Source organism: Taylorella asinigenitalis MCE3 (assembly GCF_000226625.1).
Lineage (GTDB): Bacteria > Pseudomonadota > Gammaproteobacteria > Burkholderiales > Burkholderiaceae_B > Taylorella > Taylorella asinigenitalis.
Genome location: NC_016043.1, coordinates 95744 through 111948 on the forward strand (window position 1 = coordinate 95744; position 16205 = coordinate 111948).

Annotated in this window: 13 protein-coding genes; 12 read left to right on the forward strand and 1 reads right to left on the reverse strand. The window is 39.5% G+C overall.

Features of this window, described 5'->3' with window-relative positions; genetic code table 11:
• From TASI_RS00450 to TASI_RS00490, 9 genes are all read left to right on the forward strand, one after another.
• Window positions 1-2844, forward strand: coding sequence for a hypothetical protein (locus TASI_RS00450; RefSeq protein ID WP_014110780.1), 2844 nt, complete (start codon window positions 1-3; stop codon window positions 2842-2844).
• A gap of 89 nt (window positions 2845-2933) precedes the next feature.
• Entirely contained in the window at window positions 2934-4001 is a 1068-nt protein-coding gene (gene tssA, locus TASI_RS00455) for a type VI secretion system protein TssA (protein WP_014110781.1), read from the forward strand.
• Window positions 4002-4038: 37 nt separating this feature from the next.
• Window positions 4039-4572: a type VI secretion system contractile sheath small subunit gene (gene tssB / locus TASI_RS00460; RefSeq protein WP_014110782.1), complete on the forward strand. Its 534-nt coding sequence runs from the start codon at window positions 4039-4041 to the stop codon at window positions 4570-4572.
• A gap of 8 nt (window positions 4573-4580) precedes the next feature.
• Window positions 4581-6074 (forward strand): type VI secretion system contractile sheath large subunit, encoded by a 1494-nt coding sequence (tssC, locus tag TASI_RS00465; RefSeq protein WP_014110783.1) that lies wholly within the window; start codon window positions 4581-4583, stop codon window positions 6072-6074.
• Window positions 6075-6142: 68 nt separating this feature from the next.
• Window positions 6143-6628: an Hcp family type VI secretion system effector gene (locus tag TASI_RS00470; RefSeq protein WP_014110784.1), complete on the forward strand. Its 486-nt coding sequence runs from the start codon at window positions 6143-6145 to the stop codon at window positions 6626-6628.
• Between the two features lie 93 nt (window positions 6629-6721).
• On the forward strand, window positions 6722-7555 hold the full coding sequence (locus TASI_RS00475; RefSeq protein WP_014110785.1) for a type VI secretion system accessory protein TagJ: 834 nt from the start codon (window positions 6722-6724) through the stop codon (window positions 7553-7555).
• A gap of 9 nt (window positions 7556-7564) precedes the next feature.
• Entirely contained in the window at window positions 7565-8128 is a 564-nt protein-coding gene (tssE, locus tag TASI_RS00480; RefSeq protein ID WP_014110786.1) for a type VI secretion system baseplate subunit TssE, read from the forward strand.
• Window positions 8128-10023: a type VI secretion system baseplate subunit TssF gene (gene tssF, locus TASI_RS00485; RefSeq protein WP_014110787.1), complete on the forward strand. Its 1896-nt coding sequence runs from the start codon at window positions 8128-8130 to the stop codon at window positions 10021-10023. The genes tssE and tssF overlap by 1 nt, the downstream gene beginning before the upstream one ends.
• Before the next feature lie 21 nt (window positions 10024-10044).
• Window positions 10045-10809: a DUF3540 domain-containing protein gene (locus TASI_RS00490; protein WP_228359744.1), complete on the forward strand. Its 765-nt coding sequence runs from the start codon at window positions 10045-10047 to the stop codon at window positions 10807-10809.
• Between the two features lie 58 nt (window positions 10810-10867).
• Here TASI_RS00490 and TASI_RS00495 read toward each other — a convergent pair whose 3' ends face one another.
• Window positions 10868-13339 (reverse strand): TonB-dependent receptor, encoded by a 2472-nt coding sequence (locus tag TASI_RS00495; RefSeq protein WP_014110789.1) that lies wholly within the window; start codon window positions 13337-13339, stop codon window positions 10868-10870.
• Between the two features lie 394 nt (window positions 13340-13733).
• Here TASI_RS00495 and TASI_RS00500 point away from each other — a divergent pair, with 394 nt between their 5' ends.
• From TASI_RS00500 to TASI_RS00510, 3 genes are all read left to right on the forward strand, one after another.
• Window positions 13734-14321, forward strand: coding sequence for a hypothetical protein (locus TASI_RS00500; RefSeq protein WP_014110790.1), 588 nt, complete (start codon window positions 13734-13736; stop codon window positions 14319-14321).
• Window positions 14322-14920: 599 nt separating this feature from the next.
• Window positions 14921-15574 (forward strand): hypothetical protein, encoded by a 654-nt coding sequence (locus TASI_RS00505; protein WP_014110791.1) that lies wholly within the window; start codon window positions 14921-14923, stop codon window positions 15572-15574.
• On the forward strand, window positions 15571-16191 hold the full coding sequence (locus TASI_RS00510; RefSeq protein WP_014110792.1) for a hypothetical protein: 621 nt from the start codon (window positions 15571-15573) through the stop codon (window positions 16189-16191). The genes TASI_RS00505 and TASI_RS00510 overlap by 4 nt, the downstream gene beginning before the upstream one ends.
• Window positions 16192-16205 lie beyond the last annotated feature (14 nt).

A 16205-nucleotide genomic window follows, 5' to 3' on the forward strand; every position in this document is an offset into this window, starting at 1 on the left:
ATGTACTTAAATATACAATTAACAAACGCTCTAAGATCTATTGGTGCAGATTGGGTTCCACTTAGTCAAACTGATTTATGGCATGGTCATATCCAAGCTGAGGATGCTCAGGATTTAGTTGAAGATTTGGCACATGAACTAAAGCCGCTGCATGAACAAAACCGATTTTATGGTGTCTGGACTTTAGATACAATTTTTGAGGATAGTAACGGGCATTTCCACATACTTCCAAACTTTAGTCTAGATATAGTTAAGTCACCAAGCTTACAACAATTGATTTCTCCGTTTTCGGCTTACGAATTAGTAACCGATAACTTCTTGTGGCCTCTTGGACCTCATACAGATGTTTACGGACTTGGTCAGGTAATCAGAACCTTGCTTATGAAGGTACTTCCATCACCTGCTATTAATCGTACTATGCAGGATCAGGAGCCTTTAAGTAACTATCAAGTTCAATATTTTACTCAATCACAATTGCAGGCTATCGACAAAGCTGGAGCTCTTGAAATTCCTGCTAGGTTTGCAAATTTAGATGAGTTTAGCTTAGCTATTGGTACTTCTGGTCAGAATTATTCAAATCAAGTAGAAGGAGTTGATCTTGGTTTGACTGACGAAACTAAGACAGATTCGGAATCAAATAAAGAGGGTGAGGCGGCGTTTACATTGCCAGCAGAATTTGATTTTGAAGATGATTCATCTAAAGAGGCTGATTCAGATGAGTTTAAGGCAGTCGAAGCTAAGGAAGACTTAGATCTTGATAGCGATAAATCATTGATAGATTCCGATAAGTCATCTAGCTCGTCTAAAAACGATTCTGTAAAAGGCTTTATTGGCGGATTGTTTAAGGGTAAGTCAGATAAACACAAAGATACATCAACTGAAGATGAACAAAATCGTTTAAAAGAAGAGCAAGAACGCAAAGAGCACGAGGAACGTGAAGCACGTGAGGCTGAAGAAAGACGCAAACGTGAAGCCGAAGAGCAAGAACGCAAAGAACGAGAAGAGCGTGAAGCCCGTGAAGCACGTGAGGCGGAAGAAAAACGTAAACGCGAAGAAGAGGAAGAGCGCAAAGCACGTGAGGCTCGATTGGCTCAGGAAGCTGAAGAACGCCGTTTGCGTGAAGATGAGGAGCGTAAGGCACGCGAACTACGCGAAGCTGAAGAAAAACGCAAACGTGAGGAAGAAGAGCGAAAAGCACGCGAGGCACGATTGGCTAAGGAGGCTGAAGAGCGTCGTTTGCGTGAAGCCGAGGAGCGTAAAGCACGCGAATTACGTGAAGCTGAAGAAAAACGCAAGCGTGAGGATGAAGAGCGAAAAGCTCGCGAGGCACGATTGGCTAAGGAGGCTGAAGAGCGTCGCTTGCGTGAAGCCGAGGAGCGTAAAGCACGCGAATTACGTGAAGCTGAAGAAAAACGCAAGCGAGATGAGGAACGTAAAGTTTCCTCAACAGCTGCAGGGGCTGCTCTTGGAGCAGCTGCGGGGTCTTCACTTGCTGCTGGATCTAAAGATGATGATCTTGATTCATTCCTTTCTGGGTTTGATAATCAAAATGCTAGACCACTAGAACCTATCAAATCCGTGCCAACTCCGAAAGAAACAACAGTACCAACTAAACCTGAAAAAGAGGATACGCCTGCTTCTTCAAAAGTAGGTGCGACAACTAAAGGAGCAACAGAATCTAAAGAAAAAGCTAAGGATAAAAAAGAAAGCAAATCCAAAGCTACTGCTGTTGCTGCGGCTAGTGCAAAAGATTCAAAAGCAAATCCTCCTGCTCCAGAAGAGCCTTTTGATAGCCTTGCATTTCAATCTGCAAATTCCAAAAAGAAAAAAGGGTCAATATTGCCACTTATTATTATTGCTGCCTTAATTCTTTTAGGTGTTGGGGGCTATATTTTATTCGGCATGGGAGATAAGGAAACTAAATCCCCTGAAGAGAAACCAACAATATCTCAGGTTCAAAAAGAAGAACCTAAGCCTGTAGTTACAGAAAGCAAGCAGGATGATCAACCTACAAGTGGTTCTGAATCTACATCTACTACAGAAGCCACAGAAGCCTCTGGTAATCAAGGCAATACATCAACTGAAGAAACTCCAGAGGATGCATTATCGGCTTTGTTTGCAGACACTGAACCTAGTAATACAACTAGTAATGAAACAGGTGCAACACCTACTAGCGATACAATAGATGCTACTCAAAGCGGTTCTGAGAGCACAGAGGGATCTACGGATACTACAAATACTGCATCAACTCCTGCAGCCCCAGAAACTACAGCTCCTGCTAGTGGTACAACTGAACCTACGACAAATGCTGATTCTGGTACTCAAGCAAGCACCGCAGATACCAATGTAGCGAATCAAACAACTGAGCCTGCAACGCAGCCTTCAGAGACTACGACGCCTACTGGTTCTCAACAAGATGTGACAGGCGATATGTCTAATCTTGTGGCTAATCCAGATCGTCAATCTGAAAGCGAAATTGCTGCACAGCAACTTGCTGAGGAAGAAAAACGTTTGGCGGAGGAGCAAGCTAGATTGAAAGCTCAGGAAGAGGAAGAAAAACGTAAGCAGGCTGAGGAAGCACAAAGACTTCGTGAGCAAGAGAAACGTGTTCAAGAAGCTACACGTCAAAAAATGGCTAAACGCGGTACGCTTTTATTCTCTATTACCCCTTGGGGCAATGTTTCCGTGAACGGCAAAAAATATGGTGCAAGCCCTCCTTTTAAATCGCTTAACGTATCGCCAGGAAAATATAAAATCACTATTACAAACGGTGATCTACCTCCTGCAGTGTTTAATGTTGATGTTCAAGAAGGTAAGACAACAACAATCCAACATGGATTCTAAAACAACAAGCCCTCTATTTTGTTACAAAATTAGAGGGCTTACATTTATTTGTAATTAATCTTTAATCTTTCATTGGTATTATTTCCCACATGATGAATTTTGATGAGTTATTTCCCTCATTCGATAACGATGATTGTGGGTTAAATCTTGAGTATGATTCAGATTTTTTGAATCTAGTTCAAGCCTCACAAGCTAAGCCTGAACAACAGTTCGGAGATGCCGTAATCGAAGCTCAACCCCCTGATTGGGCCAAAGTTGAAAAAATGGCATTGGAATTATGCAAGCGTTCATGTGATGTTCGTGTGTTGCAGGTTCTTACATATGCTTGGACTTTTCAACTTGGTCTAGTTGGTTATGCTCAGGGAGTTAACTTAGTTCATCAAGCTTTGGAGAAGTGTTGGGATGCCGTTAATCCTCCTCTTGTTGAAGAAGATGGTTATGAAGATCCAATGCCTCGCGTTAATGCAATCTCTGCATTAGGTGATGTATCTACTGTTGGTAGGGATATTCGTAATTCTAAGCTTCTTACCGAGAATTACGGGAATCTAACAGTTCGTGAAGCTGAAGCTATATTGGAAGGGAATACTGAAGGATTCCCAGGCGGTAAAAACAGATTATCTGAGATGTTGTCTCAAGCTAATCAAGCTGAAAATCCTATTGTACAGGCCATTCCAGTAGCTTTTAATGCCATGAAAGGCATTGAGGATTTAGTAGTTGAAAAGTTGGGCCATGAGTGGCGTCCAGATTTTCAAACTATTAAGTCTTTATTTGGTTCGTTTGTTCAACTAATTAATTCTGACATTAGTTCAAGCGATTCTGATTTAGATTCAGGCGATAGTTCATCTGAATCTTCTCGTGAATCGGATTCTTTAGTTGACTCGGGTTCTGATTCTACAGCTAAGTTTGCCTCTTGGCGTGAAGTTCAGATTAAAACTAGGGCGGATGCGATATTGGCGCTCGAAAAGGCTTGTGCTTATTTTGAAGTTCATGAGCCTAGTCATCCAGCGCCATTTATTATTCGTAGATTACAACAAGCGATACCTCTTAATTTCTTTGATATGCTTAAAAACCTTGCACCGTCAGGTTCTGAGCAGTTTGAACAAACCTGGATACCTCGCACTGAAGAGGAAACAAGTGGTTCATCGGATGAATATTAATCATCATTAAATTATTTAGCTTATTTTCGGAGATACTATGGGCTCAAGAAGCAAAAGTGGTCAAAAATTTATTGCACGCAACCGTGCACCACGCGTACAAATCGAGTATGACGTAGAGATTTACGGTGCTGAGCGTAAAATCCAACTTCCATTTGTTATGGCAGTTATGTCTGATTTGACTGGTAAATCAACTGTTGAGCAAGCCGATATTAATGAGCGTAAATTTAGTGAAATCGATGTAGATAATTTTGATGATCGCATGAAAGCTATCGCTCCTCGCGTTGATATTTCTGTTCCTAATACTCTTACAGGTGAAGGCAGAATGTATGTTGACTTAACTTTCAACAGTATGGACGACTTTAACCCAGCAAATATTGCAAGAAACGTTGAGCCATTAGCAAAATTATTAGAAGCTAGAACTGAGCTTTCTAATCTATTAACTTATATGGACGGTAAGTCTGGTGCAGAACAATTAATTAATAAAGTTCTTGAAAATCCAGCTTTACTTAAATCATTAGCAGCTGCGCCAAACAAATCTTCATCTGATGAAGCGCAACAAGATCAAGAGTAGGGGAACTTATGGCTACTGAAGCTTTAAAACAAGGTCAAGAGAAAGGTACTCTAGAGGTTGAAGGTTTATCTTCACTTCTTAAAAAAGAATTTAAACCTAAGACTGAAGAAGCACAAAGTGCAGTTGAAAGTGCCGTTAAAACTCTTGCAGAGCAAGCACTTTCTTCAGCTGTTACCATCTCTTCAGATTCATATATCACTATTCAAAATATTATTGCTGAGATTGATCGTAAATTATCTCAACAGATTAACGTTATTCTTCATAATGAAGAGTTCCAAAAATTAGAAGGTGCGTGGCGTGGTCTTCACTACTTAGTGTCTAACACAGAAACAGATGAATTATTAAAAATCCGTTTCATGCCAATCACTAAAAAAGAGCTTGGCCGTACACTTAAACGTCATAAAGGTACAGCTTGGGATCAAAGCCCTATTTTCAAACGTATTTATGAAGAAGAGTACGGTCAATTCGGTGGTGAACCAATAGGTTGTATCGTAGGTGACTATCATTTTGATCATAGTCCTCCTGATGTTGAATTGCTTGGTGAGATGGCTAAGATTGCTGCCGCTGCTCACTGCCCATTTATCTCTGGTGCAGACCCATCATTAATGCAGATGGATTCTTGGCAGGAACTTTCTAACCCACGTGATCTAAGCAAAATCTTTACAAATACTGAGTATGCTGCTTGGAGAAGTTTGCGTGAAACTGATGACGCACGTTACTTAGGTTTAACTTTACCTCGTTTCCTAGCTCGTCTGCCATACGGTGCTCGTACAAATCCAGTAGATGAGTTCGATTTTGAAGAAGATACTGAGGGAGCTAACCACAACAATTACACTTGGGCTAACTCTGCATATGCAATGGCTACAAATATTAACCGTTCATTCAAAGAGTATGGTTGGTGTACATCTATCCGTGGTGTAGAGTCAGGAGGTGCTGTAGAAGGCTTGCCTACTCATACTTTCCCAACAGATGATGGTGGCGTTGATATGAAATGCCCTACTGAAATTGCTATCAGTGACCGTCGTGAAGCCGAACTAGCTAAAAATGGATTTATGCCACTAGTTCACCGTAAGAATTCAGACTTTGCTGCATTTATTGGAGCTCAGTCATTACAAAAGCCTGCTGAATATGATGACCCAGATGCTACAGCAAATGCTCGTCTAGCAGCTCGTTTACCTTATTTATTTGCATGCTGCCGTTTCGCTCACTACTTAAAATGTATTGTCCGCGATAAAGTGGGTTCATTTACATCACGTAATGAGATGGAAGATTGGTTAAATACTTGGATTATGAATTATGTTGATGGAGATCCAGCTAACTCATCTCAAGAAACTAAAGCACGTAAACCACTTGCAGCTGCTGAAGTGCAAGTTGCGGAAATCGAAGATAATCCTGGCTATTATGCAGCTAAATTCTTCTTGCGTCCGCATTACCAGTTAGAGGGTTTAACCGTTTCATTAAGGTTAGTCTCTAAATTGCCATCTCTTAAAAAGGGTGGCTAATCCGTAGCTATAAGCAATTCTGTTTATAGTATTTTTTAACAATTGACCATTTATATAGGAGAGAAAAAATGGCTGTTGATATGTTTTTGAAAATTTCTAGCGTAGAAGGTGAATCTAAAGATTCTAAACATGCAAAATGGACTGACATCGAATCATTCGCTTGGGGTGCTACTCAACCTGGTTCTATGGCTACTGGCGGTGGCGGCGGTACTGGTAAAGCTAGCTTCAACGACCTTCATGTTATTTGCCGCATCGACCGTGCTGCACCTACAGTAATGAAACATTGTGCTACTGGTAAACACTTAGACAAAGTTGAAGTTTCTGTAAACAAAGCAGGTGGCGAACAAGTTGAATACTCTAAAATCACTTTAGAAGACGTTCTTGTTACTTCAGTTCAATACACTGGCGAAAAAGATGGCGACGCTATGATGGTTAGCTACTCTTTCCAAGGTGCTAAAGTTAAACAACAATACTGGGAGCAATCAGAAAAAGGTACTAAAGGTGCTGAATCTGTTGTTGGTTACGACATCAAACAAAATAAAGCTACTGCTTAATTTTTGTAAATCTATTTTAGATTTATCGCATGTCATGTGGGCTAATTCAGCGCAGGTTGGGTTAGCCCCTTTTAATACTCAAGGATCTTAATTATGAACACTGCTGGAATTTTTAAAACTAATTCAATTCAAGACATTATTGAACAAACTAAAGACAAAGTTCGTAAGAATCCTGGGAGTGCTGATTTGCGTGCAAATTTATTTCAGCTCTTATCCTTAAAGGGAGACTGGACTAAGGCTGTAGATAGCCTAAAACTAAGTGCTGAGATGAATTCGCAAGCTCAACCAGTAGCTATGTTATATGTAGCTGCGGTAAATGCTGAGGTTGATCGTCAGAATGTTTTTAAAGGAAATGGTAGACCATCAATTTTCGGTGACGCTGATGAGTGGATGGGTTATTTAATAACTTCTATTGAAGAGCAGGACCCTGCAAAATCTGAGGAATTGCTTGATCAGGCTATGGAATTAGCTCCTGAAGTATCAGGAACTATCACCACAAGAAATGGTGAAGAAATCAAGTTTGAGTGGCTTGCTGACGGTGATAGTAGATTAGGTCCAATGCTTGAATTTTTAAATAACGGTCAGTACGGATGGGTACCGTTTAACGAAATTCAATCCTTAAGAATAATTGAACCTTCTGGTATTTCGGATCTTATCTGGTCTCAAGCAGAACTTGTTTTAAGCAATGGTCGTTCTATTGTTGGAATGGTACCGAATCGCTATCCAGGCGATTATGCAAATCTTGAAGATTCTTTTAATTTAGGGCATAGAACCGAGTGGCAGCCTCTGTATGAAAATTCTGAATCAGAATTTTATAAAGGTGTCGGTCAAAAAACATATATGTCAGATGTTGGTGATCACCCAATTCTAGAAATTGAATCTATTAAATTTAATCCAGTTCAAGTTCAGGATTCAGAAGAAGCCTAATAACAAAATATGGTTACAGCTCATCAAAAAAGAAAAATAGAGGGCTTATCTAAAAGAAGTCATCAAGACTATAAAGATAAACTTCAGCCCGTTTTGCTTGATAAGCTTACAGACGAGCATCCAGAACGTAGAAAAGAACTTCGTGAAACTGCTACGGTTATTAATTACGAGCAGTTAAAAAAATCGGTTCTTAGAGATTTGAGTTGGCTGCTTAATACAGTTAATCTTGAGTCTATTGAGTCTCTTGATGGTTATGATCATGTTAAAAGCTCGACCATTAACTTTGGTGTGTTTCCTGTAGCTGGTCAAAAGATGTCTGAAATTAACCAGTTTGAGATTCAACAGCAAGTTAAGGCAGCCATTATTTATTTTGAGCCTAGAATACTTCCTAATGACCTTGATGTTATCTGCGAACTGGAAGAGTCTGACCTTGAACACTACAATGTATTGTCACTTATAATCAAAGGTAGACTTTGGTGTAACCCTCATCCTATGGAATTTTTCTTACGTACATCCGTAGATTTAGAGTCTGGACATATGGAAATAAAGGATGAAGGTAGGGGATCTGTATAATGGAAAACGATTTTATCGAGTACTATAATCGCGAACTAGCTTACATACGTGAGATGGGGCGTGAGTTCGCAGAACAGTACCCTAAAGTTGCTAGCCGTTTGGGTATGGAAGGTATACAAGTTGCCGATCCATATGTTGAACGCCTTATGGAAGGCTTTAGCTTTCTTACAGCTCGTATTCATAAAAAAATGGATGCTGAGTTTCCTCAGTTTACGCAAAATCTACTAGAAGTTTTATATCCACACTATATTTCGCCAACACCTGCTATAGGTATTATCGACTTTGATATAAATTCTAAGAAAGGTGATTTGGTTAAGGGATATACACTACCTAAAGGTACAGTTTTTAGAGCCCGTACTGGTGGCAAAGAATGTCGGTTCTCCACTGGACACGAGATAACCTTTCACCCTGTTGAAATTGAAGAGGCAGAGATTTCATCATCTATGAGCGATTTGCCTCCAAAATTGCTTAAGAATTTTAGAGGAAGTAAGCAGATTCGCTCTGCCCTTAGAATTCAGATTAAAGTAGTTGGTGGAAGTACGATTTCGGACCTTAAGAATTTCGATAAACTCACATTCTTTTTAAATGGTGAGGAAATCTATACCCACAAACTCCTTGAGATGCTCATGGCACATACTATTGGTATAGTTGCACATGACCATGAAAGACCTATTAGATGGACTAAATTTATCGATGTAAAAAATTTAAAACATGAAGGATTTGAAGCAAATCAGTCATTATTGCCATCAGACAGTAGGGTATTCCAAGGATATAGACAGTTACATGAATATTTTGCGTTTCCACAAAGGTATTTGTTTACAAGTTTAACTGGAGTGGAGAAAGCGATAGCATTGCCAGAGGAACTTAAGAAACAAAAAATTAAGGCATTTGAACTTACGTTTTTATTCGATAAAGCTGCTCATGAACTCGAGGGTGTGATTACTGCCGAGAATTTGCGTTTGCATAGTGTGCCTGTAATCAATCTATTTCCTATGCAAGCAAATAGAATTAATGTGACTCCAAATGCTCATGAGTTTCACGTTGTAGTAGACCGTGCGAAACCTCTGGACTACGAAATTTATTCTATAGACAAGGTTACCGTAAATGCTCCAGGCCAAAAAGAAGTTCAAGAATTTAGGCCCTTTTTTGATATCTATGGGGCAAATGGAGATTCTATAAATCAGTTTTATTCTTTGCGACGCGAAGTTAGGAAGCCTTCTTTAAATCAAAGTCAGGTAGCTAAGAGAACTGGCTATCGAGGAAGTGAAGTATTTATCTCAATCGTAGATGTAGGTAATCCTCCGTATAATGAGCAAGAGGTGTTTGGATTAAATATAGAGACTACATGTACAAATAGAGATTTGCCACATATATTCAGTAGTGGTGGGGATGTTGATTTTAGGTTCAATGTGTCGGTCCCTGTAGATAAAGTTCACTTTATTAAGAACCCATCTCGACCACGTGCACCGCTTGGACGTGAGGCCTATTCGTGGCGTCTGATTAATCATTTAAACCTTAACTACTTAAATCTACTGGACTCGGATGAGGAATCAGGTGCAGAAGCTGTTCGTGAGCTTTTGCATATTTATTCTGATCTTGGGGATCCTTTATTGGCTAGGCAGATACAGGGTATTCGTAGCATTAAACTTGAGCCTATTTATAGACGTATGCCAGTGAAAGGTGCTATTGTTTTCGGTAGAGGCGTTAGTATTAAAGTGCTTCTAGACGAAAATGAATTTGCAGGGATTAGTCCATATTTGTTTGGAGCAGTGCTAGAGCAGTTTTTCGCAAGGCACGTATCAATTAATATGCTTACAGAGTTAGAGCTATCAACCTTGCAATCCGGAATCATTGCCACATGGAAACCTAGACTAGGTGGACGGCCCACAGTCTAACTTATTGATTTAATATTAAATTTGTCCAATTGTCATATTTCTTGTACAATTAGCGAACAATCAAATATTTTATCGATTCAAGTGCCACAATCTTTAGATCAGAAAAAAGAAGTTTTCATCGATACATTGCTTCAAAAAAGCGATGAGCTTAATGCATTGCTTTCACGCGAGTCTCGTGGGCTCGATGGAGCATCGGGTGGATTTGGTCGCGGAACTATCTCTAAGTTTTTAGGCGGCGGTGTCTGTGAGGTGCAGCTTACCAGCGGTGACGTAGTTCAGGCTCAAAAAGCGGCGTTCTGTCATCATACATTAGCTATCGGGGATAAGGTTTTATTGGACCTTAATCTTGAAGATGGGCATTTTATTCTAGGTGTTTTGAAAGCTGTTCACGATCGCAAACTTACACTTGATTTTACGAATGTAGATACCATTAAATCTCATGAGTTGCAGTTTACTGGTCAGAGATTGCGTATTGAAGCTCATGATATGTGGCTTGCAGCTAACAATCATATTAATTTAAATACGAATAATGTTGAGATTGTTTCTGTGACATATGATTTGAAAGCTTCTGATGTGCGCAGTACTTCTAAGAATTTCGATATTAAGGCTCAGTCTACAAAACAAAGCTTCCAACAGTCGCGTAAAGTGGTGCAGGGTACTGATCGTGTTGACGCTCGCAGCATTCAATACACAGCAGATATTTCCGCTAATCTCAATAGTAAGAAGAATGTGACCTTGGGCACAGGCACGATTACGCTTGACGGTAAATTGACTGTTGTAAGTTAATGTTGAGGGGCGCATATGGTGCTGCCGCATATGTTGCTCGGCCCAAACGACCCAATCCCTAAAATGATACCTTTAAACCAGCCCTTACAGATCTCCCTGGCAATGGTGCTATAAATCTCAATATTGAGTTATGCGGCCTAGCTTCAGTGTTCGTCAAATTTCGCACATCAACAAACCACTCCGCTTCAAAATCCTTAGCAATATTATGAGAATAGCTCGCATATGCATCCACCATCGTATAGCCGCCTAATGACACTTCATTGCCAATAGTATTTCGGCCAAGTCGCTTCTGCTCTTTGTATCGAGTAATGCTTGTCGAAAGTTGCCAACCATCCTTTTTCCAATTCAAACTCGCACCATATCGAGAAGTTGGAAGATTGGGCATGACATTGCCATCTCTAGTGCTGCGTAAATATTCTTGTCTCTGCTTTGGAGTCAGTTTGCTGATATCCTTCACAGACCCCACCGCATATTGAGCCACAGGATGATTCTTCACAATGTCCGCAAACAGCCTCGTCTCAAGCTCCCCCGCATCTCCAAGGTCCCACAAATTCGTCCACTCGAGCTCAAGCCCCGAAATCTTCGTATCGCCCTGATGCCACTCACGCTTAGCCATATCACCGTCCTGATTTCCACCAGTGAACCCTGCGTAAATATAATCCCTAAAATAAGTTTTATAAGCCGTCGCCTTCAAGGAGCCGCCCAGCACATTAAGCTCCGCCCCCGCTTCCCAAGTCTCCGCCGTCTCTTTATTCAGCCTCGTATCGCCGCTCTCATTCACAAGATTCGCAAAATTTCGATTGTGTGCAAAAAGCTCGTTGACCTCAGGAGCCCTCTGCGAGCGGCTATATTGCACACGCAGACGCAATCTATTAATCGGCTTCATTGTCAATGCCGCCGTCGTGCTATGCAAATTAAACGTACGCGATCCATTTTTGCGAATATCATATGCGGTCGCGCTGTCCGTTTTCCCAATGGTCGCTGGATTGGCCGTATGATGCACACGCCCGTGACGATACCCTAGCTCCGCCTCCACCTTTTCGAATTGCAGTTTTTCGACTAAAAATACACCGAAGTTGCTCGTCTCTGTATCGGGCAAAAATTTATCGTCACCCCTCGCAGAGATATTGCGTTTTCGCATGTCCACGCCAAACGAGCCCTGCGACCACTCGCTTAAAGAATGATTGAGTTCTACGCGCATTTGGCGAGAATAGCTGTTGAGGCTGCTTGCGAAGACATTGCCAAGGTAAGAATTGTTGTGCGCATCAGTGAACGCTGCTTGCAATTTTATGTTGCTCAAATGCTTGGAGTGCGGCCTGTATAGCCCCTCGAACTGCCATCGATCTTGCTTCGATACAATATTAACTGGCAATGCCTCCGCCCCCTCCACCCGAGACACTAGAGTCGCAAATCCTGGCACGCCATACGCATTTTGATATCGGCTGTACGCAAGCCCAACATAGCCATCACGCCCGATATAGCTTGCTCCCACGGATATATTTTGATTTTCAAGATGGCTATTCGAAAGCACCCCTTTTTGCGTACGAACCTTATCGACAACATCGACCAATTTCTTACCCTTAGCCCCTGGTGGCAATTTTGCGTCGTAATCTGGATTTTTAGTGAAATAATATTTGTTGTAGTTATTGAGCTCAGTTTTGTACAAATCTCCAAGCCCAACCTCAAATCTATCAATATACTCTTTAGCCGCTTCAGGCCCTTGTTTCAACGCATTCAAATAATACCGATTTATATACTCAAACGACTTCGGCTCAAAATATTCCTCAACCATCAAACGCGTCTGACAGCGCCTTAAAATCTCATCCTCACGCCCGCCATTTTTATCGAGCAAGAAATCGCCGTCATAACAAATCGCTGCCTTAGAATTACCTGGAATCTTGTATTCATCAATATGATTATTCATTCCGTCAATATGCCACGCAATATTGCCAGCACGCCCATTTAGGGCAAAAGCCTGTAATCGCGTAGCATTGGGTCCGCCGCTAAATTCCGCCTTCCCTTGAATAGCTTTTTGTGGCAATGCATTCGGAATCAACGATGTATTTACATCTACGGCGCCACCGATAGCATTGCCACCGAAGAGGACGGAAGCGGAAGATTTGCGTACGGTAATCGCCTCCGCAAGAAACGGATTCACTGCCAATGGCATGGTCCCCGCAAACCCCGCCACATCAGAAACGCCCAGTCCATTTTCCGTAACGAACACGCGAGAACCAGTCAAGCTGCGAATCTGCGGCTGCCCATTGTTCGGTCCCATGCTGTTGTTTTGCACGCCGCTCACCTTTTCGATAGTCTGCCCAATCGAGACAGCACGCGAGCGTTTGATCTGGTCGGCCCCCACATCGTCGCCGTTAAGGAGAAATTCGCTATTACCAATTAGCTTTTCTGAGCTTGAGTCTGGCAATGACTCTTCGACTAAAACTGACTGTAACTGTGCTTCCTGAGCGGTTGTGCAAAGTGGCAATGCAAACGCAATACAGGACGCAAGGAGGGAGAACTTATGATTCATATTATTTCAGATAGTAAAAATGCTGTAAGAAAAATTTTCGAAAATTATAGTTTCTCTCCGTTACACAGTAAATAACAAACATGTAACAATTGGGGTGATTGTAGGGGCGAGGCTTGTTACATATTACTGAGTAGTTACAGGTGGGTGGGGTAGTGTATTTGGAAGGTGTTGCAGATTATGCTACTTAACATGCTTAAAATGCGGCAAGGCTCGACCTTTCAAATATTTAATTTGAGAATGAGTAAAAATAGTAGATGTAGATCTTTCCAGTAACATTTACCTTTCTGTGATTAGGGATTGTAAAGTGAAATGGAACTGACTTTGGATCAAAAAAATTGATGCATGCTAAAGTAACTCCAGATCAAACAAAATTTATAGTTAGATAGGGGTATGAGTGGATTTCTTATTAGAAACGGTTTATGCGGGATTTTATTTTTTTGTAGTCTATGATTGGATCTACTTCTTAACAGGTTACTTGTTTTTTCTTGTTATATTTTGGCGACCTATTATTTATTCCTTCAATAATAAAAAGAAACTTGAAGAGGAATTAGAATTTTCACGTGTTAGCGAGAATATTGAGTTCCCTAGTAAACCAACGAACAAAACTGATGAAGATATCACTGTACGTTCGATTTTTAAATTCTTTTTTCAACCTGAACCTGGTTCTAACCTATTAAATTTAAGTAATATTTTGTTGGTAACTGGAATAATTTTTGTAATACGTTTTCCGCTACAAATTCTATTGTCGGAAGTTAATCCCTATGTATTAAGTAAATTAGGGGTAGAGACTAATGCTCGATTGTTGGCAATAGAAGATAGTGGAACAATAGTAAATGAAAAAAGGTTAAAAGAATACACAATTCAGTTTGTGACAAAAGAAAATAAGATTGTGACCGTCAAACGTCTTGAGGCTTACTTGAATTCAGGAAGTACTATTTACTATCTTGAACATTATCCTAGAGTGGTAGCTGAGAAAAAATAATATTTGCATCGTATTTAGTTTAAGACAATTTCCCGTATTAGCAACGACAATTGTATAGTGCTCCTTCTATTAAATTAGAATAGTTTTTTCAGCTTATCGTTCATGCTTGATTAGGATAAGAAAATTCAACAATTTTCACAAATCGTGTTTTTGAGATTGCTCATAACATTTATCAGAACATAATAATGCTACATGACCAAAAAGAAAGCAAAAAGTATTCTTAGAAATAGATAAAAAACATAAAGGCATTATTTGTTATTCGCTCAAATCTTTTAATGAGGTCCCAACGACGACGACAGGAGTTGTGAGAGAACCTAACTATGAGAACAGAAAATTAGTAAATATAATTTTGAGTGTAAAAAAATTTTTCAACTATAGACTGCCCCATCTAATTTGGCGATCCTCTTCAATAGTTATTTGAATTCAAAATGACTGATAAAACAGACTTTAATTGAATCCTCATATTCTGCAATGATTCTATGTTAAGGGTATGAACCACAAAATAGTAAGTACTACAACCTTATTTTTGTTCAAGTAACTATAAGTTCATAATATTTATTTATATTTATAAAGTTATAAGAATTTTTCTACTATAAAGTATGGTATATAAAGGTCTAGATTGTTTTAAGCACTCTGATGATGGATTCTGGAGGGTTAAACTGAATAGTAATCTGGAAGTTTCTGTTCCTTCTTATACAAGGGTTATTCTTGGTGAGATTAAGAATGAGAGGCGATTTTTTTCATTTTACGAAGGGTTATATAAGAATCAGGAAGCTTCAATAAGTTTAAAAAATGGTGACCCTTTCATGGGAAGGATGCTTAATTATAGAGAGAATGTTAATTTGGTTTTAAATCTTAATGTTAGTGCTAGTAGCAAAGAAGAGAAACAAATTCATGGAATCCTTGTTACCCCAATAGGTAACTTGCATTGTAAATCTTGGGGTAAAGATAAAAGGAATAGTAGAGAAATTGTTCTTGAATCAATGTATAAGATAAAGTTTCCAGATTATCCTCATAAAAGTTTTGCTCCATATAATACTGAAACACATTTATATAAAGTATGGTTTGGTCTTGAATTACTAATAGGTAGTGAAAACATAACAGACCGCTATCTTCATTTTGGACAAACCTCTCATGGTTGTGTGTCATGTTCGGGTGGTGAATTATGGACAAGTTTATGTGAGCATCTTTTATTAAGCAGAGTTAGAAATAATTTTGATACTGTAGGATTTTTAAAGGTTAATTATAGATGAACTTAAAAAATAGCTTTATTTATATTTTATTTTGTGTGCTGATTACTATAAATCCATCTTTAGCTAACAATGATAGTAATAAAGTTAAAGATGAATTCATTAAAAGTGTCCTGAAGACTAGAGAAGCCTTTCCAAAAGATAAGATTAATAAATTATTTGAAGAAGGTAAAAAAAAGAAATGGGATTCAAGGGATGAGTTAGTGTATCGTCCAAGCCCACAAGGAAAAATTTTCTGTAGTGCTGTTCTTTTTTATCCAACTGCAGAATCTGCTTATGAGTGTGCATTCAGTGATTTTATTCCTTATTTGGCGTATAGATCCGAATCAAGTCCAGAATCTAATGCAATGATGCATTTGTGGATAAGTATCCACTTAGAACTAGCTAGAATATTGTTAGAGAAATATGACCATCACTATGCTTATTATTATTCCAAATACGATAATAAGGAATTTTGGCAAAATAAAGTAAATCATCTGCAGGATTGTTTAGATAAATACGCAGAAAATCTTTCAACTAAAGATATAGATATGTCATGCATAACACCTACAAGATCTCCTTATTTAGATAAACCTAGGAGATTGCAAAAAGAGGTGTTAAAGAAAATTTTAGAGAATTAATTTTTTGTAAGTCT